This is a genomic window from Enterococcus sp. DIV0970a (genome assembly GCF_051711265.1).
Lineage (GTDB): Bacteria > Bacillota > Bacilli > Lactobacillales > Enterococcaceae > Enterococcus_D > Enterococcus_D casseliflavus.
Map to the genome: position 1 here is coordinate 1,580,107 of NZ_JBIOMF010000001.1, position 12,817 is coordinate 1,592,923.

At 42.3% G+C, this 12,817-nt stretch carries 13 protein-coding genes; 12 read left to right on the forward strand and 1 reads right to left on the reverse strand.

Annotation, left to right across the window (positions count from 1 at the left end; translation table 11 throughout):
* Positions 1–56: 56 nt before the first annotated feature.
* From murC to coaE, 6 genes are all read left to right on the forward strand, one after another.
* Positions 57–1,391 carry a UDP-N-acetylmuramate--L-alanine ligase gene (gene murC / locus IGK14_RS07460; protein WP_005225995.1) on the forward strand — a complete coding sequence of 445 codons (1,335 nt, stop codon included), beginning with the start codon at positions 57–59 and terminating at the stop codon, positions 1,389–1,391.
* Between the two features lie 141 nt (positions 1,392–1,532).
* Entirely contained in the window at positions 1,533–2,006 is a 474-nt protein-coding gene (locus IGK14_RS07465) for a MaoC family dehydratase (protein ID WP_005225996.1), read from the forward strand.
* Positions 1,999–2,691 carry a Bax inhibitor-1/YccA family protein gene (locus IGK14_RS07470; protein ID WP_010748195.1) on the forward strand — a complete coding sequence of 231 codons (693 nt, stop codon included), beginning with the start codon at positions 1,999–2,001 and terminating at the stop codon, positions 2,689–2,691. The genes IGK14_RS07465 and IGK14_RS07470 overlap by 8 nt, the downstream gene beginning before the upstream one ends.
* A gap of 125 nt (positions 2,692–2,816) precedes the next feature.
* The gene (gene polA / locus IGK14_RS07475) at positions 2,817–5,462 is read left to right on the forward strand and encodes a DNA polymerase I (RefSeq protein ID WP_154694444.1); all 2,646 of its coding nucleotides are present in this window, start codon (positions 2,817–2,819) and stop codon (positions 5,460–5,462) included.
* Positions 5,463–5,477: 15 nt separating this feature from the next.
* Positions 5,478–6,320, forward strand: coding sequence for a DNA-formamidopyrimidine glycosylase (gene mutM, locus IGK14_RS07480; RefSeq protein ID WP_010748197.1), 843 nt, complete (start codon positions 5,478–5,480; stop codon positions 6,318–6,320).
* A complete protein-coding gene (gene coaE / locus IGK14_RS07485; RefSeq protein WP_010748198.1) occupies positions 6,317–6,910 on the forward strand; it encodes a dephospho-CoA kinase in 594 nt (197 codons plus the stop codon). The genes mutM and coaE overlap by 4 nt, the downstream gene beginning before the upstream one ends.
* A 174-nt stretch (positions 6,911–7,084) precedes the next feature.
* Here the strand turns inward: coaE and IGK14_RS07490 are convergent, their stop codons facing one another.
* Entirely contained in the window at positions 7,085–7,864 is a 780-nt protein-coding gene (locus IGK14_RS07490; RefSeq protein ID WP_154694445.1) for an ABC transporter ATP-binding protein, read from the reverse strand.
* Between the two features lie 168 nt (positions 7,865–8,032).
* On the opposite strand from IGK14_RS07490, the gene IGK14_RS07495 reads away from it, so the two are divergent.
* From IGK14_RS07495 to IGK14_RS07520, 6 genes are all read left to right on the forward strand, one after another.
* Positions 8,033–8,371, forward strand: a complete 339-nt coding sequence (locus IGK14_RS07495) for a hypothetical protein (RefSeq protein WP_016609515.1) — start codon at positions 8,033–8,035, stop codon at positions 8,369–8,371.
* Between the two features lie 247 nt (positions 8,372–8,618).
* Positions 8,619–9,260 (forward strand): FusB/FusC family EF-G-binding protein, encoded by a 642-nt coding sequence (locus IGK14_RS07500; protein WP_010748200.1) that lies wholly within the window; start codon positions 8,619–8,621, stop codon positions 9,258–9,260.
* Positions 9,261–9,463: 203 nt separating this feature from the next.
* On the forward strand, positions 9,464–9,934 hold the full coding sequence (gene nrdR, locus IGK14_RS07505; protein ID WP_005226004.1) for a transcriptional regulator NrdR: 471 nt from the start codon (positions 9,464–9,466) through the stop codon (positions 9,932–9,934).
* A gap of 13 nt (positions 9,935–9,947) precedes the next feature.
* On the forward strand, positions 9,948–11,324 hold the full coding sequence (locus IGK14_RS07510; protein WP_010748201.1) for a replication initiation and membrane attachment family protein: 1,377 nt from the start codon (positions 9,948–9,950) through the stop codon (positions 11,322–11,324).
* Positions 11,324–12,253 carry a primosomal protein DnaI gene (dnaI, locus tag IGK14_RS07515; protein ID WP_005226006.1) on the forward strand — a complete coding sequence of 310 codons (930 nt, stop codon included), beginning with the start codon at positions 11,324–11,326 and terminating at the stop codon, positions 12,251–12,253. Before IGK14_RS07510 ends, dnaI begins: the two co-directional genes overlap by 1 nt.
* Before the next feature lie 24 nt (positions 12,254–12,277).
* Complete coding sequence (locus IGK14_RS07520) at positions 12,278–12,739, forward strand: hypothetical protein (RefSeq protein WP_010748202.1); 462 nt, start codon at positions 12,278–12,280, stop codon at positions 12,737–12,739.
* Positions 12,740–12,817 lie beyond the last annotated feature (78 nt).

A 12,817-nucleotide genomic window follows, 5' to 3' on the forward strand; every position in this document is an offset into this window, starting at 1 on the left:
TTTGTCAATACACGCGTTTTTTTACGACGCGGATTTGAGAAAAGAGGATTATAATAATGGAAAATCAAAACAAAATACATCATTTTGTTGGAATCAAAGGTTCCGGTATGAGTTCATTGGCTTTGATTCTGCACGAAAAAGGCTACCAAGTACAAGGCTCTGATGTGGAAGAATATTTCTTCACTCAACGTGATCTAGAAAAAGCAGCGATCAAATTGTTGCCTTTCGATAAAGCAAACATTCAACCAGAAATGGTCATTATCCAAGGGAATGCTTTCCCTGACACCCACGAAGAAATCGTACGGGCAAAAGAACTTGGTTTAGAAGTTACTCGTTATCATGACTTTATTGGCCAATTCATTCAGCCCTATACGAGTATTGCGGTGACCGGTTCTCACGGGAAAACCAGTACGACAGGATTGCTTTCTCATGTCTTAAGCGGCATCCGTCCAACAAGTTTCTTGATTGGCGATGGGACTGGTCATGGGGAACCTGATGCGGAATTCTTTTCATTTGAAGCCTGTGAATACCGTCGTCATTTCTTAGCGTATTCACCGGATTATGCAATCATGACCAACATCGATTTTGATCACCCAGACTACTTCCACTCGATCGAGGATGTCTTCTCAGCCTTTCAATCGATGGCAAGTCAAGTGAAAAAAGGCATCTTTGCTTTTGGTGATGATGAATACTTGCGTAAACTTGAAGCCGATGTCCCAATCTACTATTACGGCGTCAACGATAACGACGATGTCCAAGCAAAAAATATTGAACGCACCACCCAAGGTTCAGAGTTCGACGTCTTTATCCATGGTGAAAATATTGGCCATTTTGTCTTGCCAGCGTTTGGTCAGCACAACATCAACAACGCATTAAGTGTGATCGCTGTGGCTTACAAAGAAGGATTAGATATGAAAGAAGTTGCTGCTGAGATGATTTCATTTCCTGGAGTGAAACGCCGCTTTAGCGAAAAAATCGTGGCGGATATGACGATCGTGGACGACTACGCCCACCATCCTGCAGAAATCAAAGCAACGATCGATGGCGCTCGTCAAAAATATCCAGAGAAAGAAATTATTGCTGTCTTCCAACCGCATACCTTTACCCGTACGATCGCTTTAATGGATGAATTTGCGGAAGCATTGGATCTTGCAGACCATGTCTATCTATGTGACATTTTTGGATCTGCTCGTGAATCACGAGGAGATGTTAAAATTGAAGATCTAGGCAAGAAAATTCAAAAAGGTGGAACTGTGATCAAAGAAGAGAACGTATCTCCGCTATTGGATCATCAAAATGCTGTCGTGATTTTCATGGGAGCAGGCGATGTGCAAAAATTTGAGACAGCCTATGAAAAACTATTAAGCAATACAACTCGTAACGTGTTGTAATCAAAGACTCTTGTGGCGTGTTTGCTGCAAGAGTTTTTTACATCTGAAGTTTTTGCAAAAGCAGCACCGCGAACTTGCACTTTTGTCGGCATCTGATAGAATATACTCAGATGAAACTATTCTTTTTGGAGGAATTAAATTTTGAATATAGGTAAACCGCGAAAAATAGGAAAAAGTATTGAAGATATCGAGGAAGGCGATTCGTTATCCTTAACAGAATCGATCGAAGACAATCAACTGTTGTTATATTTAGGGCTGACTAATGATGCCAATCCTTTGTATATACAACATGACTACACGCAAAAAACTGAGTACCAGCGTCCAATCGTACCATCCATTATGTTGATGGGGATCATCACCAGTGCCGTATCGAAACATTTGCCTGGTCCTGGCTCTCATGTAGTCAATTTTTCGGTAAACTTTATTGAACCTGTATATCATTATGAAACGTTGACCTTTGAATTCGAAGTGATCAAAGTGGATAAAATGAAAGACGTGGTAACTATTTCGGTTGAAGCGATCAACACAGAAGATCATCGTATTTTAGATGCTGTGGTCATGGTCCAGCCGCCAAAAGCAGTAGCTGAAAATGAGGAGGAACAACAAGATGAATAATTTAAATAATGAAACCGTCCAAGCCCAAGGCTTAAATCGCTTTTATTCAAAAGTGTATTTATTCTTCGGCGTTGGGCTTGCGATCAGTGCGATCTCAGCCTATATATTTGGGGAAGTCTTTCAAGCGCAAACCCTGCAATTTATTGACAACTTTCCGCTAGGATTTACTGGTCTTTGGATCTTACAGATCATTCTAGTTATTGTATTAGGGGTGAAGGCGCAGAAAAATCCGTCCTTGACCGTTGCTGGCTTTTTAGTCTATTCGCTCTTGAATGGATTGACCTTATCTGTGACACTGATGATCTATGACTTTGGATCAATCGTGGGAGCATTTGTTTCAGCAGCTGTCACTTTTGGTGTCATGTCAGCATTTGGGATCATGACCAAACGGGATCTAAGTGTAGTTGGTCGTATCGGCTATGGTCTGTTGATCGGGATCATCATCTCGACGCTCTTGAATGTATTTATTTTACGCAGTCAACCGGTTGACTTTTTCTTATCGATCGTGACCGTCTTTGTCTTTATGGGGATCACCGCCTATGACAATCAGCAAATCCGCAATGTATACTTCGCAACGAATGGTGGCGCAAATACAGGAGTGGCCGTTTTCATGGCCTTACAACTGTATTTGGACTTTATCAACTTATTCCTTGCGTTATTGCGAATCTTTGGAAAAAACAACTAAAAAAAGTGCGAGGAAACTCGCCTTTTTTTTTGTATAAAATGAGAGAGAAAACAAAGCAATTCATCGCTTTTGTGCCCGTTCTTTGATAGAATAAAGAGGAACTTTTTGAGAAAAGGAGTAATCAAATGCCAAAAAATAAATTACTACTCGTTGATGGAAATAGTGTGGCTTTTCGCGCGTTTTTTGCGTTGCATAATTCATTAGAACGGTTTAAAAATGCCAATGGGCTGCACACAAATGCCATCTATGCGTTTCATACTATGTTTGAAAATGTGATGGCAAAAGAACAGCCAACACATGTTTTAGTGGCTTTTGATGCTGGAAAAACCACCTTCAGGACAGCGATGTATGAAGACTATAAAGGCGGACGTTCAAAAACCCCTGGGGAATTTAAAGAACAAATGCCTTACATTCGCGAATTGATCAACGCGTTAGGTGTTCAATATTACGAATTAGATAATTACGAAGCCGATGATATCATTGGCACATTGGCAAATAAAGTCGACAAAGAGCTGTTTGACGTTGTCGTTTTATCTGGCGATCGCGATTTGACCCAGCTGGCAACGGAGCACGTGAAAGTTGACATTACGGTCAAAGGAGTTAGCGAAATTGAAAGTTATACGCCCGCTCATGTGGCTGAAAAATATGACGGCCTAACGCCCTTACAAATCATCGACATGAAAGGACTAGCCGGCGATGCTTCCGATAATATTCCTGGTGTCACCAAAATTGGTGAGAAGACAGCCATCAAGCTATTGAAGGAATATGGCTCCGTTGAGGGGATCTATGAACACATCGATGAAATGAAAAAAAGCAAGATGAAAGAAAACCTGATCAATGACCGTGAGATTGCCTTTCTTTCAAAACAATTAGCAACCATCGATGTGGATGCGCCCATTGAGGTCGATGTCGACAAACTGAAATATGAAGGCAAAAATTTAGAGAAATTGGTGCCATTCTACCAAGAAATGAACTTTAATAGCTTCTTAGAGAAGTTGCAGATTACAGCTGAACCAGTTGAGATGGAAGACATTTTATTTTCGGTCGTTGAAGAAGTTACAGAAGATATGTTCCAAGGAGACACAGCATTGTATGTCGAGATGATGGGGGATAACTATCATTTGGAAGATATCGTCGGTGTTGCTTGGGGCAATCAAGAAAAAATTTATGTCAGCAATCGTGAAGAATTGTTTGAAAGTCCAGTCTTTACCGATTGGTTAAAAGACGAGGAGCGTAAAATATTCGTCTATGATGCCAAACGCACGTACGTAGCGTTAAACCGATACACGACAGCACCAAAAGGAATCGCTTTTGATGTTTTATTGGCAGCTTATCTTTTAGACACGAATGATACGAATAATGACATCGCAGGTGTTGCCGCTCACTATGGCTATGATGCGATCCAATCGGATGAAGTGATTTATGGAAAAGGTGCGAAAAAAGGTCTGCCGGCGGATGAGGAAGACTTCTTTGCTCATTTAGCCCGTAAAGTAGCAGCGATTACGAACCTAACACCAAAGCTTACGGAAGAATTGGCAGCGAAGAATCAAACAGCGCTATTTGAAGAAATGGAATTGCCTTTATCAATGATTTTAGCTGATATGGAGATTACTGGAATCAAAGTTGATGCGTCTCGCTTGCATCAGATGAAGGGCGAATTTGCGCAACGGTTGCATGAAATTGAAGAAAAAATCTACGCCGAAGCTGGTGAAACCTTCAACTTAAACTCACCGAAACAACTGGGTGTGATCTTATTTGAAAAAATGGGCTTACCAGTCATCAAAAAAACCAAGACTGGCTATTCGACAGCAGTCGATGTGTTAGAACAACTAAAAGAGCAAGCACCGATCGTTGAAGACATTTTGACTTATCGTCAAATTGCTAAGATCCAATCAACCTATGTAGAAGGCTTATTAAAAGTGATCCAAGGGGATGGCAAAGTCCATACACGATATGTACAAACTTTGACTCAAACTGGTCGTTTAAGTTCTGTCGATCCGAACCTGCAAAACATTCCGATTCGTTTAGAAGAAGGTCGAAAGATCCGTGAAGCCTTTGTGCCACGAGAAGCTGATTGGGTGATCTATTCTTCTGACTACTCTCAAATCGAATTACGGGTATTGGCACATATTTCAGATGATACCCATTTGAAAGAAGCCTTTATCGAAGGTCAAGATATCCACTCAAGCACAGCGATGCGAGTCTTTGGTATCGAAAAAGCAGAAGATGTGACCCCAAATATGCGTCGTCAAGCCAAAGCGGTCAACTTCGGTATCGTTTATGGTATTTCCGATTATGGCTTATCCCAGAATCTAGGAATCACCAGAAAAGCCGCCCAACAATACATTGATACGTATTTTGAAAAATATCCTGGTGTGAAAACGTATATGGAGGATGTGGTTCGTGAGGCGAAGGACAAAGGGTACGTTGAAACCTTGTATCATCGCCGTCGTTACCTACCTGATATCAATTCGCGCAATTTCAATATTCGGACTTTTGCGGAAAGAACCGCCATCAATACACCGATCCAAGGCAGTGCGGCGGATATCTTAAAGATTGCCATGATCGATTTGGCGAAACGTTTGAAAGAAGAAAAATTAGCAGCAACGATGCTGCTGCAAGTACACGATGAACTAGTCTTTGAAGTACCTGAATCTGAATTGCCTCGTCTTGACGCTTTAGTGAAAGAAGTGATGGAGCAAGCCGTTGCATTGCATGTCCCTTTACTGACAGACAGCAATTGGGGCAAAACATGGTACGATGCAAAATAAATGAGGTGAACAGAGGTGCCTGAATTACCAGAAGTTGAAACGGTCCGCAAAGGACTTGAAAAACTTGTTTTAAATAAAACGATCGAATCGGTCGATATCCTTTGGCCGCGAATCATCGAAAGTCCTGAAGTGCCGATCTTTTCGGCACTGTTGAAAGGGCAACGTTTTGAAAAATTTGAACGACGTGGAAAATTTTTGATTTTTAAATTGACAGATTATGATCTGATCTCTCATCTACGAATGGAAGGCAAGTACGAGTATTTTGAGTCAGACCCGATTGTCGATAAGCATACACATGTTATTTTCCATTTTACGGATGGCAGTCAGTTAAATTACCATGATGTAAGAAAATTTGGTCGTATGACTTTAGTGGATAAAGACCAAAGCGCAGCCTATAAAGGCATCATGCAATTAGGTCCTGAGCCTAAGCCTGAATTGTTTTTATTAGAAGCATTTGAGCAAGGATTGAAGCGGTCTAAAAAAGCCATCAAACCCCTTTTGTTAGATCAAAAACTTGTGACTGGTTTGGGCAATATTTATGTAGATGAGGCGCTATGGCAAGCGAAGATCCATCCAGAACAACCAGCAGATTCGCTCACCCCAGCAGAAGCCAACGTGTTGCATCAAGCGATCATCGATGTCCTGGAACGCGCCGTTGAAGCAGGGGGGACAACCATTCGGACCTATCTCAATGCATTGGGCGAAGCAGGAAAATTCCAAATGTCATTAAATGTCTATGGCCAAACGGGCAATCCTTGCGGGCGATGCGGGACACCAATCGTTAAAACCAAGGTTGCCCAACGGGGGACGCACTTTTGTCCTCAGTGCCAAAAATTGCATGTGAGGTCCAGCAAATGAGCTTTGTCTTAGGGGTCACTGGCGGGATCGCCACTGGGAAAAGTACCGCAGTCGCGCATTTTCGCTCACTGGGCTTACCGATTATTGATGCCGATATCATCGCCAGAGAAGTCGTTGAACCGAATACGGACGGCTTGCAGGCGGTGACACAAGCCTTTGGTCCGCAGATTTTGACCGATGACGGGCACCTGGATCGGCAAACCCTCGGTGCCCTGATATTTAATGATCCAGAAAAACGTCGCTTGCTGAATCAGACGCTGTCGCCATTTATTCGACAAGAGATTTTGTCTCAGATCGAAGAAAAAAGGCAGCAGGTGCCCTTGTTGATCGTTGACATTCCTTTGTTATATGAAGCCGACTACGACCAATACATGGATCAAACCGCAGTCATTTATGTGCCAGAAGCGCTTCAAAAAGAGCGGTTGATGGCACGTAATCAATTGAGTGAGCAAGACGCGCAACAACGAATCGACAGTCAGCTTTCAATTGAGAAAAAGAAACAACGGGCCGATATTGTCTTTGATAATCAAGGAACGATCGCCCAACTCAATCAGCAGATCGATGATTGGTTAGCATCCTTAAACAAATAGATAAGACAGCAGGTTCCCTTCAGCAAAAGGGAACCTGCTATTTGTCTTTCAATAGCAAACCTAGCCCTATCATTTTTAAAAAACAACTGGCGCTGAAACATGTCGGAAACTGTTTGGTTTGGAAAGTAAGACGATCGTGTATGAATGGTTAAACATCAAAGTACCAGCCCTGATTTATTTTGGGGTCACGATCACACGATTGCTGGAAAAGGGGTGAAGAACGATTGGCTGATCATAAAAAGAGGTGAGAACCTCCTCAGTAAAAATCGTCTCTCGTTGACCAGCGGCGTGGACTTCGCCGTTTTTTAACATCAACAAATGAGTGAAAATCGGTAGTAACTCTTCCGTATGATGGGTAACGTAAAGAAGAGTCGGCGTATTCGGCAGTTGTGAAAAAGCCTCCAGACGGGTTAGCAGTTCTTCTCGCGCAAATAGATCAAGGCCCGTACAAGGTTCGTCCAAAATGAGGATCTCTGGTTGTGCCATCATGGCACGTGCGATCATGACAAATTGTTTTTCCCCTTGCGAAAGGACGTGATAGGAACGATGTATCAGATGCGACAGACCTAAGTCAGCCAAAAGCGCTTTTGCTTGGATCAGCTGCTCTTCTTCGTAGGACTCGTAAAGACCAATACTGGAATAAAGCCCCGAAAGAACGATCTCTTCGGCGAGATCGCGACCATAAAACTTGCTTTGCAGCGCTGAACTGACCCAACCAATGCGCCGTTGAAGATCGGGCACAGACGTTTTTCCGTAACGCTCACCTAAGACCGTTCGTTGACCAGAAGAAGGCCATAAGCTTCCCGTGATCATTTGGAGTAATAAACTTTTGCCAGCACCATTCAGACCTAAAATCGCCCAATGCTCATTTTTTTTCACTTGCCAATTGATCGCTTTTAATAAATAGTTCTTGTCGCGAACGAAAGAAACCTGTTGGAAATCGAGGATTGCCATCTATTGTCGAACCTTAAACAGGTTCTTCACCTCCAGTTGTATGAATATTCAGAAAATAATCGCTCATATTATAGCATAAAGAAAAACATTTTGCTGACTGTTTGGTATCGCATTCATATCTTTTGTCAGAAATCAGAATGCTTGTTATGATGAAACTATACAGGAGGGATGATAACTATGGGTACTTTTAAAGATGAAAAAGATGTGATCGTTGGCAAAGCCAAAGAAAAAATCGGTGAGTGGACCAACAATGAAGAACTTGCCCACTCTGGAAAAGAACAAGCACAAGAAGGTCAAATCAAGAAAGAGCACGATCAAAAACGAGTCAATGAACTAGATGATCAAAATGATGAGCGTGATGCCCGCAATGATCGAACCACCCCTGAAAATGTCAGCAGCGAAGAACTATTGCGAGCTGAAAATCCCGATGCAAATAAAATTTCTTCGAATGATCGACGGGATGCAGACCAGCTGAAGCATTACACAGGAATTGAAGATAAATTATAAACAAACATGGATGCCTTCGTCTTCTAGACGAGGCATTTTTGGGTTAATGAGACAAGAGAGGTTGAAAGACAACCACCTGCACAGTTGACAATTTCTCAACCTCTCATTATAATCCATTAAGATCGCATGGAAAGCAGCAAAGAAATTGGGAGGTGGTCATCAAATGCTTATTTATGCATTGTGTACGACTGTCAAGAAAGTAGAACAGCCGCAATAGGAAACGGAAAATTAGAAAGAAGGCTTTTTTATGATCGAACCTTACCAATTTCATTCAATTAAACATCAAGTATACCAATTAGTACGAACGTATCAATCGGTCAATGATCCTCGAACGATCAAAACGGTTGAAACGATGACAAAAGACGCCATAGAACAATTTTTTCCTGAAGAAGAAACAGCACCACGTGAAATTTTAGCTGCTTTTTTTCAACCGGGGATGACGATCAGTCGCAGCAATGAGCTGTTAACAGAACTCAAAGAGTACGTCCGACCCTTTCAGGTCCCGACAACAAAACAAATTGAAAAAATGTTTCGGAAAGTAAAAAAACTGAAAATACCTGATTTTGCTTCCGTTGATTTAAAAGAGACCACCTATCTTTCTTGGGATGATATCGGTAGTCAAAGCAAGTTTATGATCATTGCCACTGAGCAGGGCTTTACAGGACTTCACGGTCATGTCTCAACCGAGGTCAAGAAAGGAATCTGTCCCTTGTGCCAGCATGAAGGGAATGTCTCAATGTTTCTTTCTCTGACGAAAAGCAATGGCGATGGAACGTATACCAAACGGGGAAACTATATTTGCCGTGATAGCCAACGGTGCAATCAGCAGATGGAAAAGCCAGCAAATTTGCATGACTTTGTTTCTTTGCTGCAAATGAAAGATAAATAACGAAATGAAACGGCAGAAAGATTTCTGCCGTTTTTTCAAATTCAAAAAAACAGTAGTTATAACATTATTTAAATTTTGTAATAAATGAACAGAATAAACCACTTTGGCTATTGTACCAACGGATTTCATGTTATAATTAATCATAGAAACCGATGACTTTACGTAAATACGTAAGCGCATAAGAGAGAAAATGAGGTGGAACTATGCAATGTCCAAAATGTCATCATAACAATTCTAGGGTAGTTGATAGTCGACAAGCCGATGATGGACGTGTGATTCGCCGCCGTCGTGAATGCGAAAATTGCGGCTATCGCTTTACAACATTTGAACGTATCGAAGAGGCACCCCTACTTGTGATTAAGAAGAATGGTGCCCGTGAAGAATTCAATCGAGAAAAAATCCTACGGGGGTTGATTCGTTCTGCTGAAAAACGTCCAGTGACAATGGATCAGATGGAAACGATCGTCGATCATGTGGAAAGTCGTGTTCGTGCTCTTGGTGAAAATGAAATTTCTACAACACAGATTGGTGAGTATGTGATGGAAGATTTAGTTGATTTAGACGAGATCGCTTATATCCGTTTTGCCAGTGTCTATCGCCAGTTTAAAGACATGTCAGTTTTCTTGAAAGAACTACAAGACATCGTCGAAAAAGCGAAAGAACCACAAGAATAGAGGGGGACAACAAGTGGGCAATAGTTTACCGAATCAATCGTACAAAGTGTTCAAAAGCCGTCCACTTACAACGGAAGGGAAAGACGCCCTCATTTATTTGTATCAACCAATTATTGAAAGTGATGCTTTAGCGTTGTATTTGACACTCGCAAGTGATGTCCAAGCCCAAAGCTTTTCTGGCGAGGAGTCGATGACGACCGTGCATCTAGATATCTTGAATGCCATGAATGCGGGAATGCCTCGCTTCATAAAAGCCAAGCAAAACTTAGAGGGCATCGGCTTGCTAAAGTCTTATGAGAAAGCAGATGCTCAAAACGGGAGCTCGTATCTGTATTGGTTGCAAGAACCGGTCCATCCAGCAGCGTTTTTTCAAGATGAATTGTATGCCTATCTGTTGTTGGAAAGAGTCGGGGAGCGTAAATTTGATCAGCTGGTCAAGCTGTATCAACCAAAGCAGTGTTCCTTGACCGATTATCAGGAAGTGACCCAATCCTTCTCAGCCGCCTATGGGTTAAATACCGCACGTTTTGCTTCACATGAAGAAACGTTACAGGCAGTCAGTGATTCCTTTCAAGAAACCAATGCGAACTTGGTGCTTGATGAAAAGCAGTTGGATTGGGACTTTCTTTTATATGAAGCGCAGCGTCGGTATATCCGTGCCGCTAATTTCACACCAAGTTTTCGACAAAAGTTAGTTCTATACCATTCTTTATATGGCTATGATGTGTTGGAATTGTTGGATTTGATGGCGGACAATGTTTCTTTGACAACAGGCGAGGTCGACCAGAAAAAGCTGGAACAAGCCATCATGAAGAAATCACGACAAACATTTACGAAAACATCAAAAAGAGAAGATCCCCAAGCGGAAAGTCAGTTGCGCCGCTTCAATACCTTAAAACAGAATGGTTTTTCAGAAAATGATGTCTTATTGATTCAAGAAAGTGAGAACAATGCACCGATCGCTTTTCTCAAGGCGATCAAAGCGGAGAAAAACAGTTTCATGACGGATTCAGAACAATGGCTGATCAAGAGCCTTGTCGAACGGTCACCATTGCCTAATAGTGTGATCAATGTTCTGGTTCATTATGTCTTGGTGGTCCAAAACAATGCCGCTTTGTCAGGAAATTATGTGAACAATATCGCCGCCCAGTGGTCAGAATTAAAAATTGGCACGGCAGAAGATGCCATCAAACATGTTCGGAGCCTTGTTCGAAGTGCCAAGGAAAAACGCAGCCGACCACAAACCAGCGGCAAAAAAATCATTCGCGAAGAAAAGCTGCCTTCTTGGGCTGAAAAACCAGTGGAAGAGACAGCATTAACGCCAGAGCGACAAGCAGAATTAGATAAAAAACTGCAAAACTACTTGCATAAGAAAGCTGGTGACAAGTAATGGAAGATGTAGGGAAAAACTTAGGAAAACTATTGGATAAACGCAATTACCGTGATCAGTTTTCAGCAATGATGGCAGAGGTTTTACAAGATCCTGATGTCAAAGCGTTTATTGCCGAAAATGAAGAGGTATTGACCGAAGCAGATATTCAAAAAAGCTATGCGAAACTGTATGAGTTCGTCCAAGAAAAGCGGAAATTCCGCATCAATGATCCATCCATGATCGCACCGGGCTATGAGCCGCGCTTAGCGTTAAATTTTCATTTTATTGACGTCACCTACGTACCAACGAAAGAGCTACTGGCATATCAGAAACAAGAAGAGATCCGCAGCCGCATCAAAGCGATGGATATGCCTAAAGATATACAAGAAGCAAGTTTTGCAGATTATCAGCAAACGCCTGGCCGAATGGAGGCCATCGCAGCTGCCGTTGATTTTATTAGTGAGTTGACAGCCAATCCACAGGAATTTCATAAAGGACTTTACTTTGTGGGGAGTTTTGGGATCGGAAAAACCTATCTGCTTGGCGCGATCGCCAGAGATTTAGCGGAGGCAGGCTACACGACGACATTGGTTCACTTCCCGACATTTGCAGTAGAGATGAAACAAGCAATCGGCAAAGATCAGGTGGGGGATAAGCTGAACGCAGTGAAAAAAGCCCCAATCTTAATGATGGACGATATCGGTGCGGATGCGATGAGCAGTTGGATTCGTGATGAAGTCTTCGGTGTGATTCTACAATACCGAATGCAAGAGCAACTCCCGACGTTCTTCACCTCGAATTTTACCATGCATGAGTTAGAGCAGCATCTTTCAGTAACGCAACGCGGCGAATCCGAACCATTGAAAGCCAAACGTATTATGGAGCGTATTCGTTACTTGACACAAGAGATCCAAATGACGGGCAAAAATCGACGAAATGATGCCTAAAAAAACCATTACTGGAGGAAGATGATGATGAAAAAACAAGTGATTCTAGGCTTGTCCTTAGCAGCAGTGCTGCTGTTAACGGCTTGTGGCAGTCCCGAAAACAACAATGCATCAAGTGGCGATAACACGCCTTCTGAATCAAGTGAGAATGCTAGTTCCGTTGCCAATAGTTCTTCAGAGAGCGAAACAGCGACGGTTTTTACTGGTATTATCCAAGAAGATGCCCGAGCAGGTTCAGATGATACCTTTCAATTATTTTTGAAAGACGTAGCGGCAGTTGAAGATGAGGATCAAGTCGTCCAAAGTTTTCAAAATGATGGGGTCATTCTCCATGTCCCTATCGAGGCCTATTCAGGAGAGATCGAGGAGTTAGTTGAAGGAGACAAAGTCCAAGTGTCGCTGCAAGGCGTCCCGATCATGACGATGTCGATCCCACCGCAAATTCCCGGTAACTCGATTCAAAAGGTTGAATTAGTGAACGATTAATGCAATGTGCGCCTTGGCAATGGCACCACAGTCAAGACGCACATTTTTTTCTATTTATGGAAAGCGTGTTATACTACG